Origin of the sequence: Shimia ponticola, from assembly GCF_007995215.1 — a bacterium.
GTDB classification, from domain to species: domain Bacteria; phylum Pseudomonadota; class Alphaproteobacteria; order Rhodobacterales; family Rhodobacteraceae; genus Shimia_B; species Shimia_B ponticola.
This window is the reverse complement of record NZ_VCDK01000003.1, coordinates 200,888-225,468: the sequence shown is the minus strand read 5'-3', so window position 1 is coordinate 225,468 and position 24,581 is coordinate 200,888. Positions and strand designations below refer to the sequence as shown.

The following is a 24,581-nucleotide window of genomic DNA, read 5'->3' as shown; positions in this document are numbered from 1 at the left end:
AGAAAGATGAAGAGCAGCTAAGTGCAGCGTGTTTATCTAGACTATAACGCCACCGCGCCTTTGCGGTCCGAGGCCCGCGACGCCATGATCGCGGCCATGGAGGTGATGGGGAACCCGTCCTCTGTCCATGCCGAAGGCCGCGCCGCGAAAGCCATCGTGGAAAAAGCACGCGCTCAGGTGGCGGATGCCATGGGCGCATCTGGGGCGGACGTGATTTTTACCTCTTCGGCGACCGAGGCCGCAGCGCTGGCGCTGGCGGGCCGCAGCCTACATGGGGCCGCGGTGGAACATGATGCTGTCGGTTCATGGGTGGATGACAGCCTGCCTGTCGATGCGGATGGCCGTGTGAGGGTAGAAGACCCGTCGCGGTCAGTCCTGCAATTGGCGAATTCCGAAACCGGCGTGATGCAGTCGCTGCCAGAGGGCTTGGCGCTGTCAGATATGACGCAGGCGTTTGGCAAGGTGCCTGTGGCGTTTTCATGGTCCGGGGCGCAGATGGCGTTGATTTCGGCGCATAAGCTGGGCGGGCCAAAAGGGATCGGGGCGTTGGTTGTCCGGCAGGGTGTTGATGTGCCTGCCCAGATCAAAGGCGGCGGACAAGAGATGGGCCGCCGGTCTGGGACCGAAAATGTCATCGGGATCGCAGGATTTGGAGCGGCGGCGGCCGCTGCGCAACGCGATCTTGAGACGGGCGTGTGGTCCAGGGTTGAAGAATTTAGAAATATTCTAGAAATAACTCTGGAAGATCGCTTTAAGGAGATTATTTTTGTCGGAAAAGGCGCGTCGCGGCTTCCCAACACTGCGTGTTTCATTGCACCAGGATGGAAAGGCGAGACTCAGGTGATGCAGATGGACCTTGCGGGGTTTGCAGTCTCCGCCGGGTCAGCCTGCAGCAGCGGCAAGGTTCGCGCCAGCCGTGTCTTGACGGCGATGGGATACGACGAAGCACTGGCCTCTCAGGCCATCCGGGTCTCGATCGGGCCCGCCACGACAGAAGAAGACATCGCGCGGTTCGCCGATACATGGGCCGCGAAATACGAGAAAATCCGGGCGAAAGCCGCATAGGGGAATGACCGCAATGAACGCACATGACACAGCCGTCGCGCCAGAGATGACCGCCAAGGAAGGCGTCGAAGCGGAAACCGTTGAAAAGGTCGCCGCGCTTGCCGGGAAATACAAGCATGGTTGGGAAACCGAGATCGAGATGGAGTACGCGCCCAAGGGCGTGAACCCAGATATCGTGCGCCTGATCTCGGAAAAGAACGAAGAGCCCGAGTGGATGACCGAATGGCGTCTGGGTGCGTTCGACCGTTGGGAAAAGATGGACGAGCCCGACTGGGCGATGGTGACCTATCCTGAGATCGATTTTCAGGATCAGTATTACTATGCGCGGCCCAAGAGCATGGTTGAAAAGCCGAAGTCGCTGGACGAGGTCGACCCCAAGCTGCTGGAAACCTACAACAAGCTTGGAATCCCATTGAAAGAGCAAGCGCTGCTGGCCGGTGTTGAGGCACCGGAGGAAGAGCGCAAGGTCGCTGTGGACGCGGTCTTTGACTCGGTGTCCGTAGGGACGACGTTCCAAGAGGAACTGAAAAAGGCTGGTGTCATTTTCTGCTCGATCTCCGAAGCGATCCGCGAGCATCCGGAACTGGTGAAAAAGTATCTGGGGTCGGTCGTGCCGGTCACGGATAACTACTATGCGACGCTGAACTCGGCGGTCTTTTCGGACGGCTCGTTTGTCTACGTGCCGCCGGGCGTGCGCTGCCCGATGGAATTGTCGACGTACTTCCGCATCAACGCGGAAAACACCGGTCAGTTTGAACGCACGCTGATCATTGCTGACAAAGGGTCCTACGTCTCCTACCTCGAAGGCTGCACCGCGCCGCAGCGTGACACCGCGCAGCTTCACGCAGCCGTGGTCGAGATCATCATCGAGGAGGATGCAGAGGTGAAGTATTCCACCGTGCAGAATTGGTTCCCGGGTGATGAAGAGGGCAAGGGCGGCATCTATAACTTTGTCACCAAGCGCGCCGATTGCCGGGGCGACCGGGCCAAGGTGATGTGGACGCAGGTAGAAACCGGCTCTGCCGTGACGTGGAAATACCCAAGCTGCATCCTGCGCGGCGACGACACGCAGGGTGAGTTCTACTCCATCGCCATCGCCAACAACATGCAGCAGGCGGACACCGGCACGAAGATGGTGCATCTGGGCAAGAACACCAAGTCGCGGATCGTTTCCAAAGGCATCAGCGCGGGCAAGGCGCAGAACACCTATCGCGGTCTGGTGTCGATGCACCCAAAGGCCAAGGACAGCCGCAACTACACGCAATGCGACAGCCTTCTGATCGGCGACAAATGCGGGGCGCACACGGTGCCCTACATCGAGGTCAAGAATAACTCGTCACGGGTCGAACATGAGGCCACGACGTCCAAGGTGGATGACGACCAACTGTTCTACTGCCGCTCGCGCGGGATGGATGAGGAAGAGGCTGTGGCACTGGTCGTGAACGGGTTCTGCAAGGAAGTGCTTCAAGCGCTCCCGATGGAGTTCGCCATGGAAGCGCAGCAGCTAGTGGCGATTTCGTTGGAAGGGTCTGTGGGGTAAAACCCACGCCAAGCTGGCTAGCCAGATGGAAGAAATCAGCTACACCGAAACCCACAAGGTCCAGTCGACGCATTGGTGGTATCAGGGCCGTCTTGCGATCCTGACGGCTGTGTTCGACCGCTACCTGACGCGGGGCAGCGATGCCCGGATCCTTGAGATCGGGGCAGGGTCGGGTGTGAACATTCCATTGCTGCAAGAATTCGGTCAGGTCGAGGCGGTCGAGATGCACCCGGGCGGGCGCGCAATGATTGCTGAACGCTTTGAAGGTGTTGATGTGCGTGACGGGGCGCTGCCGGATGCAGCGGTGTTTGCGGGGCAGACTTATGATGTGGTTGGGATGTTTGATGTCCTTGAACATGTCGAGCCGCATGTTGAGGCGCTGGTGGCGATCCGGGAAAACCTGTCGCCCGACGGGCGGCTTTTCCTGACCGTCCCGGCCTATCAATGGCTGTGGAGCCAGCATGACGAGGCTATGCACCATTTCCGCCGGTACAACGCGGATGGTCTGCGCAGCGCGTTTGAAGAAGCTGGCTGGCAGGTTGAGCAGGTCGGGTATTTCAACACGATCCTGTTCCCGCTGGCGCTGATCGCCCGGCTCAAGGACCGCATTCTGCGGCCCGCGATTTCCAGCGGGATGTCTGTTCCGTCGGGTTTTGTGAACCGTCTGTTCCATCGCCTGTTCGCCAGCGAAGCGCGGCGTGTGGCGAAGGGGGGCTATCCTTTCGGGCTGTCGCTGATGGTCGTTGCCAAACCGCAAACGGCCGCGCAGGCCATTGCCGCATGAGCGCTTGGGAGAAAACGGATATGATCGTCACAACTACCCCCTCGATTGAAGGCCAAACCATTCGGGCTTACCACGGCGTTGTGGTGGGCGAAGCGATCTTGGGCGCGAACATCTTCCGCGATGTGTTCGCTGGGATCACCGATATCATTGGTGGCCGCTCGGGCGCGTATGAGGCATCGCTTGGTGAGGCCCGCGAAACCGCCCTGCGCGAGTTGGAAGAGCGCGCGGCGGCCAAAGGGGCCAACGCCGTCGTCGGCGTCGATCTGGATTACGAAGTGATCAACAACATGCTGATGGTGTCGGCCTCCGGCACAGCGGTGACGGTGGGCTGATCCATGTCGCGCGCTCAACATACAAGCCATACACGCCAAGGCACGAATGCAGGCGGTCATCTGCCCGTTTTTGTGTGGCTGGTGATCGGTCTGGTCGTGTTGGGCGGTGCGTTCCTGACGGCGATGGCCTTGGGCGCGTCCAGCTCGGTTGCGATGTGGGCAGCGATCTTTGGCCTTGCGCTCCTGCGGTTTGCGCTTTGGGTGTGGAGCAAGCGGGGGCAGGCGCAATGATCAGACTGTTTGCCGCCATCCTGACCGGAGTTTTCTGTGCGTCGCTGGCCTTTGTGGTCGACATGATCACGGATGCGCTTGCCGCTTGGCAGGTCGTTTCCATTGCAGCCGTCAGCGGCTTTCTCGGGTCGCTCTTCGGGAACACAGTTCTAGGGCTTTGGAAATGATCGCGAATTCCCAAAACCTGCCGCATTCCGGCCCCTTTGCGGATTTAGCCCGTCTGTCATCGACAGAGGGAGGGATCGTGCATGGCTGTGTCACAGAACGCGCAAAATCAGGAATTCCAGCAGCGGCTGAAGCGCATTCACTCCGGCAAGACGATCCAGCAGGCCGAGGATGCCGAGGGGACGAAACCCATGGCTCCGCCGCCGCGCAAGCGCAAGCTGAGCGGGAGCTCGGGAATGGCCGGTTCACTGATGGCCGTGGCGCTGGTGTCGATCCTTTGTACGATCATTCTCAAGACTGCGCCGGTATCTGCTGCACTGACGAATGCAGAAGTGTCGCTTCCCATTCCGGGCGACACACGCGTCGCCGATCTATTGCTTGTCGTGGCACTGGGCATCGTCGGGATGCGCATTTTGGCTGTGGTTGGCTGGATGCCGAAATTTGCAGCGGCAGCGACCGCGTGCTTTCTCTTTGCGCCCGCCATGGGCGCCGAGCAGGTGCCTGCGCCGACAGAACTCTGGTCCGGGCTTGCCGTGCCCGCGTTGGAAACGGGGCTCGACCTGACCAAAACCCATATCGTTCCGCTGATCGCGGACGCATAAACACGCGCCTTCGGGCGCAATCCACCTATCTGTTGAACACTTCGCCCCGGGTGCAGCGCACCACCGGGGCCTTAGCCTGTATGAGGACCCCATGCTGAGCATTAAGAACCTGCACGTGAGCCTGGAAGAAGAGGACAAGCAAATCCTCAAAGGTGTGAACCTTGAACTGGAGGCCGGTAAGGTCCACGCGATCATGGGGCCGAACGGCTCGGGTAAATCGACCTTGTCCTATGTCCTGTCAGGCCGCGACGGCTATGAAGTGACCGAAGGCGAAGCGTCGCTGGACGGCGAAGACATTCTTGAGATGGAGCCAGAAGAGCGCGCGGCGGCGGGCCTTTTCCTTGCGTTCCAATATCCGGTCGAGATCCCGGGTGTCGGCAACATGACCTTCCTCCGCACAGCGGTAAACGCCCAGCGCAAGGCGCGCGGCGAAGAGGAACTGAGCGCAGGCGATTTTCTGAAGGTCGTGCGCGCCAAGGCCAAAGACCTCAAGATCGACGCCGACATGCTGAAGCGTCCGGTCAACGTGGGCTTTTCGGGCGGTGAGAAAAAGCGCAACGAAATCCTGCAGATGGCGATGCTGGAACCCAAGATGTGTATTCTTGACGAAACGGACTCGGGTCTGGACGTCGACGCGATGAAACTGGTGTCTCAGGGCGTGAATGCCCTGCGTGACGAAAACCGCACCTTCCTTGTCATCACGCACTATCAGCGCCTGCTCGATCACATCAAACCGGATGTCGTTCACATCATGGCTGACGGCAAGATCATCAAATCCGGCGGCCCAGAGCTGGCTCTGGAAGTTGAAAACAACGGCTACGCCGACCTTTTGGCGGAGATGGCGTAATGGCATTGCCCAAAGCGAAACAGGACCTGACCGAGGCAACGCTGTCCGCGCTGCCTGCGCCGTTTGACGGTGCCTGGGCCAAGGCGGCACAGGACGAGGCGCGCGTGCGCCTTGCTGCGCTGGGGATGCCCGTGCGCCGCGACGAATATTGGAAGTTCACCAATCCGGCGGCCTACACAACAGAGGCGGCAGAATTTGCGACGTCGACTGACACACTTGACGTATTCGACGCGGCCAAACCGCTGACGATCACCTTTGTGGATGGCGTGCTGGACGCGGATGCGTCGGACGACATGATGCTCGAGGGTGTAACCATCGAGACGCTGGTCGATGCGGCGGACGTTGATCTGCACTGGGCCAAGGGCCTTTATGGCGTTCTTGAAAACGCGGCGAATACCGCGCCCGCCAAAGACGGTGCCGCGCTTTACCGCAGCGTGCCCCGTCCGCTGGCTGCTCTGAATACTGCAGCCGCACGCGACGGGCTGGTTATTCGGGTCAGTGGTGCGGCGTCACGCCCGATCCGCATCAGCTATCGCTCGAACGGTGGCGACGCTATGATTCACCACGTCATTAAAGTCGACGAAGGCGCAAGCCTCACTTTGCTGGAAGAGGGCACCGCAGGCGCCCGGTCCAATGTGATGCTTGAGGTCGATATCGCCGACAAAGCCGCTTTCCACCACCTGCGGATGCAAGAGCCGGTTGCCGACCGTCATACGCTGACCAACACCTTTGCGCGGCTTGGCAATGAAAGCACGTTCAAGAGCTTTGGCCTGACTGCGCAAGGCGTGTTGACGCGCAACGAAACGATAATGGAACTGACAGGCGACGACGCTGTGGCCCATGTGGCTGGCGCATGTCTGGGCGATGGCAACGTCCACCACGACGACACGGTTTATATCACTCATGATGCTGTGAACTGCGAAAGCCGTCAGGTGTTCAAGAAGGTCCTGCGCAACGGGGCCGTGGGCGTGTTTCAGGGCAAGATCCTCGTTCAACCGCACGCGCAGAAAACCGACGGTTACCAGATCAGCCAATCGCTCTTGCTGGATGATGACAGCCAGTTCTTGGCCAAGCCGGAGCTCGAAATCTACGCCGATGACGTGGCTTGTTCGCACGGCTCGACATCCGGCGCGATTGATGAGGCGGCGCTGTTTTACCTGCGGTCGCGCGGGGTGCCGCATGCCGAGGCGATCAACCTTCTGACCTTATCGTTCCTGGCTGAAGCGCTGGAAGAGATTGACGACGAGGCATTGGCCGAAATGGTGCAGACACGCCTTGAACAGTGGTTGAGGGCATAGGTGCCGGTCACACGCGATATCGTTCAAAGCTACACGAGGCCGCGCAAAGTCATGCGCCGCCTTTTGGATGCTGGTCAAAGAGAGGATCGTGCGATTGCGATCCTGTTCGCAGGCTGTTTGATCCTGTTCATCAGCCGGTGGCCCGCCCGTGCGCGTGAAGCGCATCTGACGGAAACGCCATTGGTGGAGCTGATTTCAAATGACCTGTTTGCGCTGCTCTTTTTGCTGCCGCTCGTCATGTACGGGCTGGGGGCTCTGACACATATTCTGGCCTTGCCGTTCAAACCCAAAGGCGGCTGGTATAACGCACGGCTTGCGCTGTTCTGGAGCCTTTTGGCTTCATCACCGTTCATCGTGCTGTCGGGGCTTGTGGCCGGGTTCATTGGCGACGGCATCCAAAATACCGTGGTTGGGGCGATTTGGTTTGGCGTTTTCATCGTAATGTGGTCGCTCAATTTCCGAGAGGCCGAACGCGCTCCCGCAGGGCAGGCTGCATGACGGCGTTTCTCAACTTGATAGGCGAAAGCTTTACCAACCCGCGTCAGGCGGCGCGTGTGCTGCTGAGCCTTAACCCCACGCGTGACATCGCGTTTTCGGCGCTTGGCCTGACCGTTGTTCTAAGCGTGATCCTGAGTTTTCTGATGTCTGGTGGCGAGGCATTGCGCCTGACACCAGAGAGCATGCCTCTTCAACCCGGGATCGTGGCAGGGATGATGATGTGTCTCACCACCATTCTGGCCTTCATGATCTACTTCACCGGTCAGGCCATGAAGGGCACAGGGGATTTGCCAAGCTCAATCCTTGTCATGGCGTGGATGCAGGCCTTGTTTCTGGCCGGGCAGGTGGTTCAGGGGTTTCTGATCCTTATGTCGCCCGGTTTGGGGACATTGTTCGGGGTCGCACTAACGCTGGTGATCATTTGGGTGTTGCTCGTCTTTATTGACGAATTGCATCAGCTTGGGTCGGTTGGCCGTGCTGCGTTCCTGCTGTTTATGGCGTTTGTTGGTGTGACTTTGGGTATGTCGTTTCTTCTCACACTTGTCGGGGTATCGTCCGTATGACCTATGACGTTCAAAAGATCCGAGCAGACTTCCCAATCCTAAGCCGTGAGGTGAATGGGAAACCATTGGTGTATCTCGACAACGGCGCATCGGCACAAAAGCCGCAGGTGGTAATCGACGCCATTTCTACGGCGTATTCACACGAATACTCGAACGTTCACAGGGGTTTGCACTATCTGTCTAATCTTGCGACCGACAAATACGAAAGTGTCCGTGGCACAATCGCCAAGTTCCTGAATGCGCCGTCAGAGGACGAAATCGTCTTTAATTCTGGCACGACCGAGGGGATCAACCTTGTGGCCTACGGCTGGGCGATGCCGCGCATGCAGGCTGGCGATGAGATTGTTCTGAGCGTGATGGAGCACCACGCCAACATTGTACCGTGGCATTTTCTGCGCGAACGGCAGGGCGTCGTTCTGAAGTGGGTCGATGTCGATAGCCGCGGTGCCCTGGACACCCAAGCTGTGATTGATGCGATCGGGCCAAAGACGAAACTGGTGGCTTTGACACACCTGTCCAATGTCCTTGGCACTAAGGTGGACATCAAGGCCATCACGGCAGCAGCGCATGAAAAAGGTGTGCCGGTCTTGGCCGACGGATCACAGGCCGCAGCGCACATGCCGGTCGACGTCACGGATCTTGATTGTGATTTCTATGCTGTCACTGGGCATAAGCTTTACGGCCCGTCAGGGTCTGGTGCGATCTATATCAAGAAAGAGCGCATGGACGAGATGCGCCCCTTCATTGGCGGCGGCGACATGATCCGCGAGGTCCACAAAGACACGGTGACGTGGAACGATGCACCGATGAAGTTCGAAGCCGGCACGCCGGGGATCGTGCAGCAGATCGGTTTGGGTGCGGCGCTCGACTACATGATGGGTGTCGGCATGGACGCGATTGCCGCGCATGAAGACACATTGCGCGACTACGCTGCCACGAAACTGGGCGGTTTGAACTGGCTCAACGTGCAAGGCACGATGCCTGACAAGGGCGCGATCTTTTCCTTTACGTTGGATGGTGCGGCGCATGCTCATGACATTTCGACAGTGCTGGACAAAAAGGGCATCGCGGTCAGGGCAGGGCATCACTGCGCACAGCCGTTGATGGAGCACATGGGCGTGCCCGCCACGGCCCGTGCGTCTTTTGCTATGTACAACACGACTGAAGAGGTCGACACTTTGGTTGAGGCTCTTGAACTCTGCCACGAGCTTTTCGCTTAGGACGTGAAACATCTTGCTGCACATCCGTTCGCGGACGGTTGTGCTGTCCCGTTGTGATCGCTATAGCCGGTGAGACAAGGACCCATAGCTCAGCTGGATAGAGCGCTGCCCTCCGAAGGCAGAGGCCAGAGGTTCGAATCCTCTTGGGTCCGCCAAATTTTCCAAATGCTTCAGATGATTATGTCGTTATGCCGCTGTTTTCGTTGAGAAAATTGGGAGGACGGGGAAGCAGGTCAGGATACCGAACCTATTTGGTACACAAATTCCTTTCGTTGCCGGAATTTTGCTGTCCCGCTATCGGGGTCATAAAGTGGCAAATATGAGCATCGAACTTCGGCGAGGCGTTTATTTTTCGCGACGACGACGGCCGCGACGATTCGAACACGTCGAACCGAGCAAGGTCGTACCGATCTCTTGACATACTGATAGCCTTGGGATTGCCGAGAAAAGGCCAGCGTTACCTAGAAGAATTGTGAAATGGTTCGGATCCCGCCGTAGTATCGGGCGACGCAAACCCGACAAGGTTATACGACGCTACCTGGAAAAAAGCTCAGGGCGTGTATTTCCGATTTGTCTTGGCAGCGGATCTTTCCAACCTTCTTGTGGATGAAGTCATCGCGGGGGTGCCGGCGGCGCTTGAAAAGAACGGCAAAGTGCAAAAGCACGTGGCCTAGGCAACGCGCGAGTTCGCCAAGTGCCCGCCTCACTGTCTGTCGAAGCCTCCAAAAAAATACATGCCGCTCGCCGGAAACACCCCTTACCCAGTCATATCCCTTAGCAGGCGGACGCTGAAAACGCGCGATGCGGCGCGGGTGATCCCCTAGGCGGGCGTAAGCCCTGAGCCGCGAAAGAATCCGCTGACGGCTTTACCACGCTTGCCGAATACTTTGAGCCCATAAGCGTTGCCTTTGATTGCTCAGTTTGAATTTTGACCGTGTAACCCTTCGGAGATGCGGCAACACGCCTGTTTGAAGAATCTGCGTTTTGCTGCACGGTCTTGACCGCTAGGCAGTAAACCCATGATAAGATGAGAGAAATGGCGTTCTTGTCCTACAGTCCTATTTGAAAGGGCAGGGAGCAAAGAAAGGAAGTGCAGGTTTGGCACATATTCTGCTTCTCGAAGACGACCTACCACTTGCGACCAGCTACAAGAAGATGCTGACCGGTGCTGGCCACAGCGTCGACGTAGTAACATCTGTGATGCGTGCCTTTGAGCACTTCCAACAGGCCAAATACGACATCGTTATCGCCGATCTGTTTATCTACGGAGAGGACGGTGATCGCGACGAAGGTGGGATAACCTTCATCTCTCACATCAAGCAACTGCAAGACAGCAGGGTTCCGGTCCTTGCGATTTCCGGGAGCTTTGCAGAAACCAAGCCCAGTGATTTGGCACTCCTAAGCAAAACCACTGCAAGAACCGTTGGGGCCGCTGAGACGCTTGCAAAGCCCGTGACAGAGGACGTTCTTCTATCTTCTGTAGAACGGCTATTGCAGTCCTAGGGGCATAGGGTCTGGGTCCAAAACCAACACTTGGACTATTGGTCTGTGACTTGACCTTTGCGCGGGTATCTTAATTTCGAGGTAAATAACTTGCGGAAGGAAGCACTGCTGAGTGCTTCCTAGATAGGACGCCCATGTCGCTGCACCTCACTGACGAGCAAATGCAGGAAGCGCTTGAGACATGCGCTGCCGAACCCGCGCACATACCCGGCACAATCCAGCCCATAGGTTTCTTGCTTGCTTGCGACGTGGAAGACTGGGCCATCTGCCAAGCGAGCGAAAATAGCGGCGAGCTGTTTGGTAGACCTGTCGCCGACCTATTTGAAGAAACGGTTGCGTCCCTGCTAGGGTCTCCGATCTGGCATGGGTTGAGAAACGCAATCGGCACCGAGGATTTTGCCGACGGTCGCCGTTTCCTTGGACAGTACGAAAAAGACGACGCACCATATTCGGTGCATGCTTGCAAGGCGGGCGCGCGGTGCGTGCTAGAGATTGAACCGCTCGGCCCGTCTGACCTCGAACCCAGCCGAGAACGCGATCGCGCTCTCTTGATTCAACAAATTGAGTTCTGCAGCACTCTCACCGAGCTGTTTGAAACAACCGTCGAACTGCTGCGGCACCTCACTGGTTTTGACCGGGTGTCTATCATCAAGTTCGATGATCAGTGGAACGGAGAAGTTCTCGCAGAGGCTCGTAGTAGTCTTGTCGAGCCCTTGGTTGGTCTTTGCTTCCCAAGCCATGACATTCCGGCTCAAGCCCGCGAGCTTATGCGCATCACGCCGCTAAGGGTCATCGCGGACGTTTCGCAGAAGCCCATTTCGTTGCTTGCGAAAAGCCCTGATGAGTCGCCGCTTGATATGACCCATGCCCTGCTGCGTGGGGTATCGCCCGTACACATGCAGTACCTCCAGAATTTCGGGGTGGGGGCCACGATGACGCTGTCCATCATCTTGAAGGACCAGCTTTGGGGATATGTCTCGTTTCACAGTGTGAAGCCCGACGTCGTGCCGGCAAATCTGCGCCATTTGCTTCTGACCTTTATGCCGATCCTGAGGTTGAAACTGGAGCTCATCCAACGAGAGGAAGAAATTCGTCTTTCACGCGCGATCGACGATCTTCAGTCGGACGTGAAAGACGAACTCAGCAGCGGTGAAGACCTTCAAGGGATGCTAAACCGTGTTGGCCCGTCAATTGCCGAGACCCTTGATGTTGTTGGCGTCGCGATGACCAACGGGTCGGAATACTTCTCATTTGGTGACGTGCCTGAAACTGCCGTGATCGATGCATTGTCCCAAAAGGCCCGCCAAAACCCCAGTCAGGTCTTGGCGGAAACGGCTTTGACCGAAGCCTTGCCCGAGCTTTCGCCACACTTGAGCGGGTTTGCCGGGGCGCTGGTTACCGTTTTCGAAGATAAACGCTGCTTGCAGGTTTTCCGACGCGAAATCTCGGACAAAATCCATTGGGCAGGCAATCCATCCAAGACCGTGGAGGTTGTGGAGAGCAAACTTCGAATTCAACCCAGAAATTCGTTTTCAACATACCTTGAGGAGGTCAGGGGCAAATCAAAGCCTTGGTCCGAAGATGACCTGCATTTGATGCGCCAGCTATGGCCGTTGCTCAGTGCTGCGGAACGACAAAGTTTTCTTGCTGATTTGACGCGGCAGCAGAACCTGATGATCAACGAGCTGAACCACCGCGTCCGAAATATTCTGTCGTTGATTAAATCCGTCTCCACCCAAGCACGACGCGCAGGCGGGTCACTCGAGAGTTATTCACACGCACTGGAGGCTCGCATTTTCGCCCTTGCTGCTGCGCATAACATTGGCGCTGGCTCAGCACAGACGGCGGTTTCTGTCCGCCGCATAATCGAGCTGGAAGCGGCCCCTCACGTTGAAGAGAATTCTTCGCAAATGCAGGTGCTGGGAACCGACGCCGAAATTCGTGCTGACAGCGCGCCGATCTTTGGCCTTGTGATACATGAGTTGATCACCAACGCCGTAAAATACGGGGCGCTCTCAACACCTTATGGTCGGCTGGAAATTCAGTTGGGCAAGACCGACGACGGACTAAAGCTTAGCTGGAAAGAGTCAGGTGGCCCGTCCGTGGTGAAACCCGAAGCCTTTGGGTTCGGAACCACCCTAATTCAACAGGCTGTGCCTTATGAAATGGGTGGTACGGCAGACGTCGTTTTTGCGCCAACTGGTCTCGAAGCTAGGATCGTTCTGCCCGGGACTGCATTGAGCAGTATCGGCGGCGATGAAAAGCCCAACGGGTCGACTGAGGACACCGCACCGGCAAGCAACTCAAACTCTCTGAAAGAGCGCCGTGTAATGGTCTTGGAGGACAACTTCATGATCGCCAGGGAGTTGAAGCAGACCCTTTTGGATGTGGGATTTGCCGATGTCGAAATGGTTCCAAACGTCAGACGCGCCGTAGCCTACCTAGAACAGGTTTCTCCCGGCCTTGCTCTACTTGATGTCAACCTGAGCAACGGTGAGACCAGCTTTAAAGTCGCTGATGAACTCCTCGCGCGGCGGATCCCGTTTCTGTTCGTCACGGGCTACGGCGAACAACACAATTTTCCCGGCTATCTCAAAGAGAAAACAGTCCTGACCAAGCCTGTCACTGATCACGATTTGATTGACGCACTCAATAGTCTTGCGGGGGAAATGAGTGACCTTTGATCACCCAGGCATCACGATGCGGGCAGGTTGATCTGTTGGTCTCGTGAAGGAATCGACAGTAGTCGCACAAGGAATGAGCACAAAATCGTTTTTATGGACGTTGCCTCAAACCGGCCCGTGACCAGCTAGATCCACTGCATGAACAATTTCTGGCCTTGCCGATAAAGCTGTGCAACAACAATGGCATGTGCGGTTTGGTGGGCCGGCACGATCGTAGTGTGTGTTGATTGGGTGCTGTTCTTACCCAAGCTACGAGACATGATGTGAGGGAAAGGTTAACTCTTGCAAACACTTGAATTTCCCGTGGTCGCCGTGGGCGCATCCGCAGGAGGTCTAGAAGCCGCCACCACGATGCTGAGTGAAGCCAAGATGGGCGATGGGATTGCGTATCTTCTTGTGATGCATCTTCAGCCAGACAGAGAAAGCCTGTTGGTTGACCTGCTATCGCGGAAAACCCCACTTCCCGTTGCCCATATGGAAGATGGCGGCGAAGTCCGTCCGGATCATATCTACGTCATTCCGCCCGCATTCACGGCATCAATTGCGCACTCGAAATTCAAACTGGATCCGTTTCCAGAGCCCCGCGGAGTCAGACGTCCGATTGACGACATGTTCAAATCGCTGGCGGAAGAAAACGGCGAAAAGTCCGCTTTCGTCATTCTGTCCGGCACGGGCACCGACGGGTCCTATGGAATTGGTCAGGCAAAATCCGCAGGAGGCCTGACGATTGTTCAGGAACCTTCGGCAGCGCAATACGACGGCATGCCCGTCGCCGCGATGATCGAAGGCAATGTTGACCAAGTCCTTCCAGCACAAGACATTGTTGCAGCCATAACCGAGTATTTCAAAGGTCATGAAGCCCTAGATTGGTCTGGCGGCAAGATTGCTGAGCCAAACCACGCACCGCTCAAAACCATCATCCAGAGGCTATACCAACGCTTCAACGTGGACTTCCGGTCCTACAAGAGCGGGACCCTTATGCGGCGCCTGATAAAGCGCTTACAAATCAGGAAGCTCGCGCCGAACGAATATCTCGAGTTCTTCGAAGCACATCCCGAAGAGCAAGTTGCGCTGCTGAACGATTTTTACGTCAATGTGACCTCCTGCTTCCGTGATCCGGAGAGTTTTGACGCGCTGGTGGAACAGGCTTTGGAACCCATCATTGCCAAAAAGAGCGCCAACGACGATCTTAGGATTTGGGTGCCGGGGTGTTCGTCGGGTCAGGAAGCGTATTCGATTGCGTGTTGCGTCGCGTATTTGATCGAACAACACGCGAAGCCGCTTTACGTTCAGATTTTCGCCACCGATATTTTCGCTAAGGTGGTTGAAACCGGGCGGCAACTGACGTTTTCCGAAGCGGAATACCTGAAAATCCCGCAGAAATACCGTGATCGCTACACGCGACAGGTCGGCTATGACCGGTATGAGTTCACGAACGCTCTTCGGCAAAATATTCGGTTCTCGCAACACGACTTCCTGATGATGCCGGCGTTCTCGAACATGGACCTCGTGTCTTGTCGAAACGTGCTGATTTACCTGAACGAAAAGGCACAGATGGAAGCATTCAAAACGTTTCATTTCTCGCTCAATCAAAATGGTTACTTGTTTCTGGGGAACTCCGAGACTGCGAACCGTGCCGATGATCTGTTCTCGGTCGTCGACAGTGAACACCGCATCTACCAATCCTACGGCCCAAGAGGACGGATGCCGATCATAGGCCAACCATGGGCAGAGATGCGAAGAAAGACCGAGGACATCGAAAGCCCCGATGTCGCGACCGGCCCTCAAACTCGAGTTTCAGGCATTGATAGCGTCATAAGCAAATACGCTCCGCCGTTTATTATTGTAACTCAGTCGGGAAGAATTCGGGACACACACGGTGAACTCGGCTTGGTTCTGGAGACCAATACCACCGCGAACCGGACGATCTACAACTCCGTTCGGAGTTCCCTGAGAGACACCGTCGTGGCATTACTTGAGGACACGGCACAGTCGCAAAAGAGCGGAGCCCTAGTCGATCAGGAAGCGATCACACCGTTCGGCAAAGCGAAATTCGACATCATTTGCGAACCGCTGGCTGACGGTGAGTACGGGATTTTGTTCATCCAAACGGACCGTTTGCAAAGCTTCACCGAGAAATATGCAATCGCGCAGCCAACCGTGGATGAGCGGCTTGCAAGGTTGAATGCGGAACTTGAACGCGAACGGGATCGCAGGCGGGCCGTAGCCGAAGAAGCCGATACAGCTAATGAAGAGTTGAAGAGCTCAAACGAAGAGATGCTCTCGATGAACGAAGAGCTTCAGTCTGCGAACGAAGAACTTACGACTGCGAACCAAGAGCTAAAGGAAAAGATCGATCAGCTAACTTCTGCTCACGCCGAGATTGCAAACTTTGTCAGCTCATCCCCGGTTGGGATCGTGATGGTCGACAAAGAGTTGCGCATTCGCCGAACAACCGACTACGCGCGTGATTTCATCGGCGTCAGAAGCTCCGACTATGGCCGCTTGATCAGCGAATTGCGGATGGACTTTGCCCCTGAGGGCTTTCTCGACATGGTCAAATCTGTCGTCGATACGGGCAAGCCGGAAACGGTGACAGGCCAAAGCGCCGTCCTTGGCATATATTATGACATCGCGATCACGCCGTATGTTGAGACGACCGGTGAAGGGAGTGGCGCAACCATTACAATCCGTGACGTTACCGAGGGGACGGTCCTGCGCAAAAAGCTTGAAAGCGAAATTCTTCGCCGACGGCTTGCGATGGAGACAGCCAAGATGGGCTTTGCAGAGCTGAACCCAGAAACACAGCAGGTTTCGGTTGATAGCACCTTGGCCGCGCAGTTCGGTCTGGCAGGAAAAGGTGAGTATCCTGTTGGTCACGCATTTCAGTTCATGCCGGACGTTGATAAAGCCATCGCCTTTAACAAGCTTGAAGCCGCAATTACCGATGGCACCGAGTACGAATTCGACTTTCGGATCGAGCATCCTGAACAGGGAACCAAGTGGTTCCGGACACGCGGCTCGCGGGTTGAAACGCCGAATAATGGCATCCGCGTCATCGGGCCGACGATTGATATCACCGATATCGTCCGTACCTCCCGGGAGGGGATGTTCGTCGGTGAGATGAGCCATCGTATCAAAAACCTGTTTGGTGTGATCACCTCTTTGATCGGGATGTCGGCAAATTCGACCTCAGACGTTGAAGAACTGGTGGACGGTCTCGATTCACAGGTGACTGCGCTGGCAAACGCCTATGATATGGCACGCAAGAATGTCTCTTTTGATCAGATCGAGGTTGAAGCACTGCTCAGAGAGCTTCTTCTTCCATTCGATCCAGATCGCCGCGCAGTCCTGAGCGGGCCCGAGCAGACCATCTCTGCGGATACACTGAATGCCTTCACTCTGGTTGTGCATGAATTGGCGACCAATGCGTTCAAATACGGCGGGCTTTCGACGCCAGATGGCTCACTGACAATAGAATGGCAGAAGACCCGGCAAGATATGTTGCAGGTCAAGTGGCAAGAAGCGCGCGAAGGATTGGACTATAACGATGATGCCCCGGGCTTTGGCACATCTCTTTTGGACGGGGCCGCTCAGATGGGCGGAGGCTCGATCGTAAGAGAGGCCGCTCCGGGAACGCTCGACATTACGTTCGAGCTTCGCGTCAAGTAGGCAAAGTTTCAGGAGATAATTGATGCACGCGCTCGTAGTCGAAGACGAACTCGTCATTGCGCTTGGCCTCAAGGCGATCCTGCAAGGCATGGAATTCGCTGAGGTGACAGTTGTCGGGACACTGAATGACTTGAGGAACCTTGGCGACATACGCGTTGACCTCGCCATTTTCGATGCAAATCTGCCGGACGGTTGCGGCAGAGAAGTCGCTGAAGAATATGCCCAACGTGGTGTTCCGACGCTCATCCATTCCGGTCACATCACGAGAGACCAAGTCAGCAACAACGAGCACATACGCTTCCTCCCAAAGCCTTCAACGCGAGCTGAAATAAAGGCGACGATCAAGTCAGTTCTTGGGACGGATTGACCCGCTTAGGTCCTGTGCAAATTACGGATCATGAGGGCTCGCGAAGGTGTGTTTTCCGAGCGAAACGTAACAAGGCCTGCGTGGCCTGAGGCGCAGCCCACCAAATGAGTGGAGCGGCAGCAGTCAAGCCACTGGTGCGCCGTGGGCAGGGCGTTGAGGTGATGACCGCGCGAAGGGACATAGCGAACGCGCTACGTCTGCAACACACCCATGTCCCGCCGGTGGCGCCCTTGCGGCTTAATTTGTTTAATTTGGGCTCATCCTCCGCGCGTTGCGGGGATCGCAACAAGATTCGACACGGAAAACGCGGAAACATCTGCGCCTGCTCGCGGCGTCGAGGCGAGGTCGAGACGCGCCGCGATAAGGCGGTCAAAGAGCAGAAAGGACTGCGAGTCCTGTTGCATCCGCCAATCCCCTGAAAATTTACCGCCTTTTTGATGCCAATTCTTGGATGTGCTGGTCATAGGCACGCTTTGTGCGCGCGTCTGGCTCACAGCGTGAATTTGCCATGTTTTCAGCATGTTCTGACGGTAGCCTTCAAAGCTGATTTTTTTTGTCGGAAATAGTGTTGCCTTTGCTGTCGAATCTAGTAGTTGAGTAAATGAATAAGGTTTTACGGAGGGTTCAAAAATGACCACAACCAAGACGTCCATTCTCGCGCTTGCGGTTGCCGCAACTTTCGGTTCGGCGATTGCGGCCTATGCCGAGGGAGAGCTGAACCTTTACAGCTCGCGCCACTATGACACCGATGAACGGTTGTATTCGGATTTTGAGGACATGACCGGGATCACCATCAACCGGATCGAAGGCAAAGCCGATGAATTGATTGCCCGGATGGAAGCTGAAGGCGCCAACAGCCCCGCCGACATTCTGTTGACGGTCGACACATCACGTCTTGAGCGCGCCAAGAATGCCGGCGTTTTGCAGTCGATTGAAAGCGACGTGCTTGAGGCCCGCATCCCGGCAAGCCTTCAGGATGCCGACAATCAGTGGTTCGGCTTTTCCCAGCGCGCGCGGATCATTTTCTATGACAAGAATGACGTCGCAAACCCGCCGCAAACCTATGTCGATCTGGCCGATCCAGCCTACCAAGGGATGGTCTGCCACCGGTCGTCGACCAACGTCTATTCGCAAACCCTGCTGAGCGCGGTCATTGAAAACTACGGCGAAGAGGCGGCCAAGGATTGGGCGGCAGGCGTTGTTGCAAACTTTGCCCGTGACCCACAGGGCGGTGATACCGACCAGCTGCGCGGTCTTGTGTCGGGGGAATGTGATATCTCGATCTCGAACACCTACTACTTTGCCCGTGCGATCCGCAAAGAGGTCTCTGGCCTGCCAGAGGACGCCCGTGCCAATATTGGTTGGGTTTTCCCTGCGCAAAACGATGAAGGCGCACACATGAACCTGTCGGGTGGCGGTGTTGCGGCGAACGCACCGAACAAAGACAACGCGATCAAGTTCATGGAATACCTCGCCTCTGATCAGGCACAGCAATATTTCAGCGCGGGCAACGATGAGTACCCAGCCGTTGCTGGCGTCGCGATCAGCCCATCAGTTGCAGCGCTTGGTCTGTTCCGCCCGGATGATGTGGACCTGTCGGCAGTGGCGCAAAACGTGCCGATGGCCCAGATGATCTTTAACGAAGTTGGTTGGAAATAAGCAGCTTCACACAAACCTTGAGGGGCGCCAGAGAGGCGCCCTTTTTTTTGGGGGTACCGGGACCGGTGGCGCGGCCCGAGTGGTGCGCTCAATTGGCTTAGAAGAGGCTAATGTCGTCCTCATCCAGATCGGTATTCTCTACGAGGATCTGCCAATCTGCATTCATGTCCGAGGTGATCAGCGTATCGTCACCATCGCCCTGACCGGACAGGACGGTGATGATTTCGTCCTCGGTCGCACGGGTGATCCAAAGACTATCGCCTTCGCCGAAGTCAGTGATCAGGTTGCTGCCGTCCATATCGGAATACAGCTTGAAGAGATCGCTTCCTGCGCCACCTGTCATGCTGTCATCGCCGGATCCGGCCATCAATGTGTCGTCACCCGAGCCGCCGTCTAGGACATCGTCACCTGACCCGCCGCGTAGCATGTCGTCGCCTGCGCCGCCGCCAAGAACATCGTGGCCAGAATTGCCGGCTATGCGGTCGTCTCCTGACCCGCCGGACACGGTATCATCGCCTGATCCTCCGTTCAGTCGATCATGTCCTGTGCCGCCGTCGATGTCATCATCTCCGCTCTGACCCATGATCGTATCCCGACTATCGAGGCCCAGAACGCGGTCATCGCCGCTTCCTGCGTGAATGGTATCGCGGCCTAGAGTGCCGACGAGGACATCGGAGTCCTGCGTGGCGATGGCATCAGCGAGGTCCTCGATGCCGCTAAAGTCCAGGATGCGACCTGTATCCGCGCCTTCGGCATCCGTGAAAAACACGGTGCCACTGCTGTCGTCGTCTTGGTCAAACTCAACCCGATAGGTCGACGACCCAAGGGACAGCACATCCTCGCCAGAGCCACCATGGACGCTGTCGGTGTGGGCATCATCGCTCAGGATCATGACATCGTCGCCGCTGCCCAGCGCAACGCGACCGGCGCTGGCCTGTTCGGACATGACCACGATGTCGTCATCGTCCTTGGTGCGGATGGAACCGCCGACCTTTGACTTGCCGTCCATGAGAACCCGATCATTCCCACCCTCGGTCGCCAGATCATCGGTGATGCGGGCCATGTTGGTCAATTCGATCCGGTCGTTTCCATCCTGAGACCGCACATCATCACCCACGATGGCATTGCCGGACAACAGGACCTGTTCGTTGTCATCGCCGGGGCCCATGTCGATATCATAGCGGACCGAGCCAGAGGACATCGCGACCACGTCATCCCCAAGACCTGTGTCGATTTTCCCGGCGACGGTCGAGCCGCCGATCAGATTGACGGTGTCATCACCATCTTCTGTGCGGATGCTGCCATCGACGGCCAATGCGGTGACGTCGATGTCATCATCCATCCAGGTGCCTTCAATGGCATCGGTGGGCATCAACCCGCGCGGTGCAACAACAAACGGATCATCCTGAATGAGGTCGATATCGGTCGTGCGCAAGATGACCGATGACATATTTGCCGATGCCAACACCTCGTCCAGCAGATCTCCGGTCAGGCGCGGATCAAGCTGGTTGAAGGTTTCGTCACCTTGCGCCGTGCGCATGAATTGATCGGTCAGGATATGAGAGAAGAGGGGGCCCATCAGGGTGCCATCAATATTGTCTTCGGCCAGACCGCCCACCCACAGATCGATATCATGGACCGTGTCATAGACGCTGGCCAATTCGGCCTGCAGTTCTTCATCCGCCGTCAGGATCGAAAAATCAGTCGGGTCGAGCGCTTCTGGATCAATGTCACCGATCAGTTGCGCGCGGACGTCTACGTAGGAGCCCATGCCGTGATCGGCACCCCTGATCAGGTTCAAAGCCGGAAGACTGAAACCCGACACTCCGTCTGGTGTCGCAAGGAAAAAGTTCAGGTCATCGACAACCTTGGTGTCCAGCTCCTGGGCATGTTCGGCAGCCTGACCGCGGATCAGGGCGTCAATTCCGCCGTCTTTGACTGCGTCAGGATTAAAGAACGCGTCCATCAAGGCGAGATGACCGTCTTCAAAGACAGTACCGTCATCATTCAGGCGCGGCATATGCCCCGATACGAGCGTGTGGCCAAAGCGGAACGCAGCTGTTGAGAATTCAAGACTGATCTGACCATCGACATCCGGGTCATGTTCCAGATCGTCAGGTATGACGTTGCCGATCAGATGCGGCAGCCATTCGTCATAGGTGATCTTTTGGATGTTGTGCTCAACGATGCTGCGCGCAACTTCGAAAATCTGTTGATCGTCCCAGTCTGGGTTCTCTTCACCCAAGCGCTCGGCCCAGTAATTGTGCTCGCGCACAAAAAGGGTGTGGAGGGTCAGCAGGTTTGGGTTTTCGTTGGCGCGGACGTCGCCAGCAAGGAAAACGGGGTCATCAGACGTGATATCACCCGCCATGACCGTATCCTGCGTCGCTTTTGGCAAGAGGCCATGCGTTGATGTCGGGTCATCGGTGACGGCGAGCTTGCCGTCTTCAAAGCTGCGCACATCGGCTTCTCGACCCGCGTTGGAACCATAAACCATCGACGCGTCGATCTGCCATGTGATGGCATTGCCAAATTCACGCGGGCCGGTTTCGCCGGTTCCGTCCATAAACTCGGACCGACCCACACCATGCGCAAAGGCATCAACCTCGATCTGTTCGACGTGGCCTTCAGGGGTCAGGCTCAGGTCATGGTCCAGAAACTGGCCCCATGTCGTGAAAAGGGTCGAGATGTTTTGCGATGACGGCATATCGCCGTCCTGATCAAAAATCGCGCGAGACACCTCAATCGGGTCAGTTGTTTCATACAACTCGCCGAGGCCGTCTTCGTAACGTGCTTCTGTCAAACGCGGCATTTGCTCAAGCTGAGCAAGAAACGGACACCGTCCCGCCATTTTAAAAACCTCACAAACGCAGAGCGTCCCACCCAAGGCAAAATGTTGCAGCGCGGCGTGATTCAGTCAAATTTTTGAGAGATTTAAGGCGTATTGCCAACGGCTTAGGGACAATCCTGACCCTTTAGCGCGGAGTGTTTCGATTTGTGAAACGTTGGGCCTTAGCGACCCCAGGTGCGGACCTGACCGCAATCGACATGCACAAAGTTCGACCCCGAGTAGCGGCCAACGCCACCAGCAGAGCACGATGCGGCCGCGCGCGCCACTTGGCTGACAGAGCGCCCGTTCATCCGCAAGTCGGCAGCTTTGCCTTCCATGTGGAGAGACCGCTTGGCCACTCCGGACGAGCGCGAGCGCAGCATCGCGTTGGTTTGAGGCGTGCGATAGCCAGACAAAAGCATGAAGGGTTCAGGCGTATCCAGAAGGTTGCGGGACGCCGCGATGATATCGACGGTGCGCGTATCCATCCCCGTGGCTTGGTCCTGACGCCAGTCGCGCATGAAGTAGTTCACTTCTTTCAGAGCGTCGGCGATGTACTTGCCTTCGATCCAGTAGATCATGTCGATATGTTCGCCGGTTCGACCGGAATACATCTTGATGCGACGGATATCACCTGCACCACGCAGGAAGCCTGCGGCGTTGGAATAGGTGGGTGCTGCAACCAAAGATGTGGCTGCAAATGCCTGCAAAAATCCGCGCCGCGAAACGCGATCTGATCGAATGGATGCCATGTGCCTCGTATCCCGTCGTCTTTTATTGCACCTGCCGTCTCAGTTGAACTGATACGACATCCCCAGTTGGCGCATCGGCTATATGCCACAACTCGAATCGTATCCCAAGCCTTTGTTCCGCTCCTGAGAAAAGTTCCCTAAGGATTGGCAAGTTTTTGCGCATGAATTCATGACGCCGTTGTGTTTTGGCATTCATGCAACACCGCGTGGGGTTTTAGCCACAGCCTGAGCCTGAGTGACGATTGTGGCAGAATTGTGAATAGACGCTGGCTCCAAGGCTTTGCGAAACACAGGCGCAAGACCTCATTCAATCACCGTCAGGACCGCATCATGTCGATTGTTCTCCGCGCCTGGGCCGCTGTCTTATTTTCAGCGCTGCTCGCGATTTTCCTAGTTTTTGCGTCCCACGGTCCAGCATCGGCGCAAGTCACAGCCTACAAGCAAGCAATTGCAGAGGCGGCGTCCGATGATGCGGCTGTTGCCGCGTTCTATCAAGAGCGCGCGTACAAGCCGATCTGGACAGGGAAGGGCAACCGTGATCGTCAACGTCGCACGGCGCTTCTTGCGGCTTATCGCGGTGCCACCAATCATGGATTGCCCGCAGCCCGTTATGATGAAGCGGCGCTGAAACAGGCAATCCGCGCGGCGAAGACTCAATCTCAGCGCGCCGCGCTTGAGGTCACGCTGACCAAGGCATTTTTGCAATACGCGCGGGATGTGCAGACGGGCATGGTGACGCCTTCAAAGGTCGACTCAGGACTGGTGCGCGCAGTTCCATATCGTGACCGTAAGGCGACGCTTGTTGCCTTTAGTAAATCATCGCCATCCGGGTTCATGAAGGCGCTTCCGCCGAAGTCACCTGAATACGTGCGCTTGATGAAGGAAAAACTGCGTCTTGAGAAACTGCTCGCCACGGGTGGGTGGGGCGATAAGGTGCCTGCCAAATCATTGAAGCCAGGGGCAAGCGGCAATGCGGTCGTCGCCCTGCGCAATCGCCTGATTGCAATGGGCTTCATGGGGCGTTCCACAACGCAAACCTATGACGAAAGCATTCAGGCAGCGGTCCAACAATTCCAACTCGCGCACGGACTTTCCACTGACGGCGTGGCAGGTGCCGGGACGATGTCGGAAATCAACAAGGGCGTAGATGTGCGTCTGACTCAGGTCATGGTTGCGATGGAGCGGGAACGCTGGATCAACAAGCCGCTCGGTGATCGTCACGTCTGGGTCAACCTGACCGACTTCAAGGCGCAGATCCGCAACAAGGGCAAAGTCGAGTTCGAAACGCGCAGCGTGATCGGCCATGTCGACAGCGACCGCCGCAGCCCAGAGTTTTCGGATGTCATGGAGTTCATGGTCATCAACCCGTCGTGGTACGTGCCACGGTCGATCGCAACGAAAGAGTATCTGCCGCTGTTAAAGCGCAATCCGGGTGCCGTGAGCCATCTGGAGATCACCGACAGCCGTGGTCGCAAGGTCAGCCGTTCGGCGGTGAACTTTGCACAGTATAACGAGCGCACATTCCCGTTTAACATGCGCCAGCCTCCGTCGCGCGGGAATGCGCTGGGTCTGGTGAAGTTCATGTTCCCGAATAAATACAACATTTACCTGCACGATACCCCGGCCAAAAATCTGTTCAGCCGCGAAGTGCGTGCGTTCAGCCATGGATGCATCCGTTTGAATGACCCGTTCGACTTTGCCTATGCCGTGCTGAGCGCGCAGACATCTGACCCGCAAGGCTTTTTCCAGGCGCGTCTGAACACCGGACAGGAAACGCGCGTTGACCTGAAAAAGCCGTTGCCTGTGCACATCGTGTATCGCACGGCGTTCACGTCGCCTGCCGGGAACCTGCATTTCCGTCGCGACGTCTATGGTCGTGACGCCAAGATATGGAAGGCAATGGCCGCCCAAGGGGTGGCACTGCGCGCTGTTCGCGGCTAGGTCTACGGCCCTCAGACATTGGGGGCCG

Annotated in this window: 21 protein-coding genes and 1 tRNA gene; 19 read left to right on the top strand and 3 right to left on the bottom strand. The window is 56.6% G+C overall.

What is annotated here, in order from left to right:
- Positions 1–21 precede the first annotated feature (21 nt).
- The 17 genes from FE702_RS04535 (at position 22) to FE702_RS04460 (ending at position 17,371) form a co-directional block, all read left to right on the top strand.
- Complete coding sequence (locus FE702_RS04535; RefSeq protein ID WP_147125081.1) at positions 22–1,065, top strand: cysteine desulfurase family protein; 1,044 nt, start codon at positions 22–24, stop codon at positions 1,063–1,065.
- A 13-nt stretch (positions 1,066–1,078) separates the two neighbouring features.
- On the top strand, positions 1,079–2,605 hold the full coding sequence (gene sufB, locus FE702_RS04530; RefSeq protein ID WP_255449583.1) for a Fe-S cluster assembly protein SufB: 1,527 nt from the start codon (positions 1,079–1,081) through the stop codon (positions 2,603–2,605).
- 25 nt (positions 2,606–2,630) lie between these two features.
- Positions 2,631–3,389 (top strand): class I SAM-dependent methyltransferase, encoded by a 759-nt coding sequence (locus tag FE702_RS04525; RefSeq protein ID WP_147125080.1) that lies wholly within the window; start codon positions 2,631–2,633, stop codon positions 3,387–3,389.
- A gap of 20 nt (positions 3,390–3,409) precedes the next feature.
- Positions 3,410–3,721 carry a heavy metal-binding domain-containing protein gene (locus FE702_RS04520; RefSeq protein WP_147125079.1) on the top strand — a complete coding sequence of 104 codons (312 nt, stop codon included), beginning with the start codon at positions 3,410–3,412 and terminating at the stop codon, positions 3,719–3,721.
- 3 nt (positions 3,722–3,724) lie between these two features.
- Complete coding sequence (locus FE702_RS04515; RefSeq protein ID WP_147125078.1) at positions 3,725–3,952, top strand: hypothetical protein; 228 nt, start codon at positions 3,725–3,727, stop codon at positions 3,950–3,952.
- On the top strand, positions 3,949–4,119 hold the full coding sequence (locus FE702_RS18535; RefSeq protein ID WP_186826982.1) for a hypothetical protein: 171 nt from the start codon (positions 3,949–3,951) through the stop codon (positions 4,117–4,119). Before FE702_RS04515 ends, FE702_RS18535 begins: the two co-directional genes overlap by 4 nt.
- A gap of 81 nt (positions 4,120–4,200) precedes the next feature.
- The gene (locus tag FE702_RS04510; protein WP_147125077.1) at positions 4,201–4,719 is read left to right on the top strand and encodes a hypothetical protein; all 519 of its coding nucleotides are present in this window, start codon (positions 4,201–4,203) and stop codon (positions 4,717–4,719) included.
- A 91-nt stretch (positions 4,720–4,810) separates the two neighbouring features.
- Positions 4,811–5,566, top strand: a complete 756-nt coding sequence (gene sufC / locus FE702_RS04505) for a Fe-S cluster assembly ATPase SufC (RefSeq protein ID WP_147125076.1) — start codon at positions 4,811–4,813, stop codon at positions 5,564–5,566.
- Positions 5,566–6,864, top strand: coding sequence for a SufB/SufD family protein (locus tag FE702_RS04500; protein ID WP_147125075.1), 1,299 nt, complete (start codon positions 5,566–5,568; stop codon positions 6,862–6,864). Before sufC ends, FE702_RS04500 begins: the two co-directional genes overlap by 1 nt.
- The gene (locus FE702_RS04495) at positions 6,865–7,362 is read left to right on the top strand and encodes a hypothetical protein (protein ID WP_147125074.1); all 498 of its coding nucleotides are present in this window, start codon (positions 6,865–6,867) and stop codon (positions 7,360–7,362) included.
- Positions 7,359–7,925 carry a YIP1 family protein gene (locus FE702_RS04490; RefSeq protein ID WP_147125073.1) on the top strand — a complete coding sequence of 189 codons (567 nt, stop codon included), beginning with the start codon at positions 7,359–7,361 and terminating at the stop codon, positions 7,923–7,925. The genes FE702_RS04495 and FE702_RS04490 overlap by 4 nt, the downstream gene beginning before the upstream one ends.
- On the top strand, positions 7,922–9,145 hold the full coding sequence (locus FE702_RS04485; RefSeq protein ID WP_147125072.1) for a cysteine desulfurase: 1,224 nt from the start codon (positions 7,922–7,924) through the stop codon (positions 9,143–9,145). Before FE702_RS04490 ends, FE702_RS04485 begins: the two co-directional genes overlap by 4 nt.
- Before the next feature lie 78 nt (positions 9,146–9,223).
- Positions 9,224–9,300: transfer RNA gene (locus FE702_RS04480), tRNA-Arg, on the top strand.
- Between the two features lie 943 nt (positions 9,301–10,243).
- On the top strand, positions 10,244–10,648 hold the full coding sequence (locus FE702_RS04475; RefSeq protein WP_186826981.1) for a response regulator: 405 nt from the start codon (positions 10,244–10,246) through the stop codon (positions 10,646–10,648).
- A 134-nt stretch (positions 10,649–10,782) separates the two neighbouring features.
- Entirely contained in the window at positions 10,783–13,332 is a 2,550-nt protein-coding gene (locus tag FE702_RS04470; protein ID WP_147125070.1) for an HWE histidine kinase domain-containing protein, read from the top strand.
- Between the two features lie 282 nt (positions 13,333–13,614).
- Positions 13,615–17,004 (top strand): CheR family methyltransferase, encoded by a 3,390-nt coding sequence (locus FE702_RS04465; RefSeq protein WP_147125069.1) that lies wholly within the window; start codon positions 13,615–13,617, stop codon positions 17,002–17,004.
- A 22-nt stretch (positions 17,005–17,026) separates the two neighbouring features.
- Entirely contained in the window at positions 17,027–17,371 is a 345-nt protein-coding gene (locus FE702_RS04460; protein WP_147125068.1) for a response regulator, read from the top strand.
- Between the two features lie 257 nt (positions 17,372–17,628).
- Here the strand turns inward: FE702_RS04460 and FE702_RS04455 are convergent, their stop codons facing one another.
- The gene (locus FE702_RS04455; protein WP_147125067.1) at positions 17,629–18,024 is read right to left on the bottom strand and encodes a hypothetical protein; all 396 of its coding nucleotides are present in this window, start codon (positions 18,022–18,024) and stop codon (positions 17,629–17,631) included.
- Here FE702_RS04455 and FE702_RS04450 point away from each other — a divergent pair.
- Positions 18,002–19,030 carry an extracellular solute-binding protein gene (locus FE702_RS04450; RefSeq protein WP_147125066.1) on the top strand — a complete coding sequence of 343 codons (1,029 nt, stop codon included), beginning with the start codon at positions 18,002–18,004 and terminating at the stop codon, positions 19,028–19,030. The two genes, FE702_RS04455 and FE702_RS04450, sit on opposite strands and share 23 nt — an antisense overlap.
- Positions 19,031–19,127: 97 nt before the next feature.
- On the opposite strand, the gene FE702_RS04445 is transcribed toward FE702_RS04450, so the two are convergent.
- Complete coding sequence (locus FE702_RS04445) at positions 19,128–21,842, bottom strand: peroxidase family protein (protein WP_186826980.1); 2,715 nt, start codon at positions 21,840–21,842, stop codon at positions 19,128–19,130.
- A gap of 200 nt (positions 21,843–22,042) precedes the next feature.
- The gene (mepK, locus tag FE702_RS04440) at positions 22,043–22,612 is read right to left on the bottom strand and encodes a peptidoglycan L,D-endopeptidase MepK (protein ID WP_147125064.1); all 570 of its coding nucleotides are present in this window, start codon (positions 22,610–22,612) and stop codon (positions 22,043–22,045) included.
- A gap of 330 nt (positions 22,613–22,942) precedes the next feature.
- Between mepK and FE702_RS04435 the strand changes: the two genes are divergently transcribed.
- Complete coding sequence (locus FE702_RS04435) at positions 22,943–24,553, top strand: L,D-transpeptidase family protein (RefSeq protein ID WP_147125063.1); 1,611 nt, start codon at positions 22,943–22,945, stop codon at positions 24,551–24,553.
- Positions 24,554–24,581 lie beyond the last annotated feature (28 nt).

Excerpts from the sequence above, each read along its gene's own strand:
- FE702_RS04435 (WP_147125063.1), top strand. The coding sequence starts at position 22,943 with ATGTCGATTGTTCTCCGCGCCTGGGCCGCTGTCTTATTTTCAGCGCTG.
- sufB (WP_255449583.1), top strand. The coding sequence starts at position 1,079 with ATGAACGCACATGACACAGCCGTCGCGCCAGAGATGACCGCCAAGGAA.
- FE702_RS04455 (WP_147125067.1), bottom strand. The coding sequence starts at position 18,024 with ATGGACGTCTTGGTTGTGGTCATTTTTGAACCCTCCGTAAAACCTTAT.
- sufC (WP_147125076.1), top strand. The coding sequence starts at position 4,811 with ATGCTGAGCATTAAGAACCTGCACGTGAGCCTGGAAGAAGAGGACAAG.
- FE702_RS04470 (WP_147125070.1), top strand. The coding sequence starts at position 10,783 with ATGTCGCTGCACCTCACTGACGAGCAAATGCAGGAAGCGCTTGAGACA.
- FE702_RS04520 (WP_147125079.1), top strand. The coding sequence starts at position 3,410 with ATGATCGTCACAACTACCCCCTCGATTGAAGGCCAAACCATTCGGGCT.
- FE702_RS04525 (WP_147125080.1), top strand. The coding sequence starts at position 2,631 with ATGGAAGAAATCAGCTACACCGAAACCCACAAGGTCCAGTCGACGCAT.
- FE702_RS04445 (WP_186826980.1), bottom strand. The coding sequence starts at position 21,842 with ATGCCGCGTTTGACAGAAGCACGTTACGAAGACGGCCTCGGCGAGTTG.
- FE702_RS18535 (WP_186826982.1), top strand. The coding sequence starts at position 3,949 with ATGATCAGACTGTTTGCCGCCATCCTGACCGGAGTTTTCTGTGCGTCG.
- mepK (WP_147125064.1), bottom strand. The coding sequence starts at position 22,612 with ATGGCATCCATTCGATCAGATCGCGTTTCGCGGCGCGGATTTTTGCAG.
- FE702_RS04500 (WP_147125075.1), top strand. The coding sequence starts at position 5,566 with ATGGCATTGCCCAAAGCGAAACAGGACCTGACCGAGGCAACGCTGTCC.
- FE702_RS04450 (WP_147125066.1), top strand. The coding sequence starts at position 18,002 with ATGACCACAACCAAGACGTCCATTCTCGCGCTTGCGGTTGCCGCAACT.
- FE702_RS04460 (WP_147125068.1), top strand. The coding sequence starts at position 17,027 with ATGCACGCGCTCGTAGTCGAAGACGAACTCGTCATTGCGCTTGGCCTC.
- FE702_RS04485 (WP_147125072.1), top strand. The coding sequence starts at position 7,922 with ATGACCTATGACGTTCAAAAGATCCGAGCAGACTTCCCAATCCTAAGC.
- FE702_RS04490 (WP_147125073.1), top strand. The coding sequence starts at position 7,359 with ATGACGGCGTTTCTCAACTTGATAGGCGAAAGCTTTACCAACCCGCGT.
- FE702_RS04510 (WP_147125077.1), top strand. The coding sequence starts at position 4,201 with ATGGCTGTGTCACAGAACGCGCAAAATCAGGAATTCCAGCAGCGGCTG.
- FE702_RS04515 (WP_147125078.1), top strand. The coding sequence starts at position 3,725 with ATGTCGCGCGCTCAACATACAAGCCATACACGCCAAGGCACGAATGCA.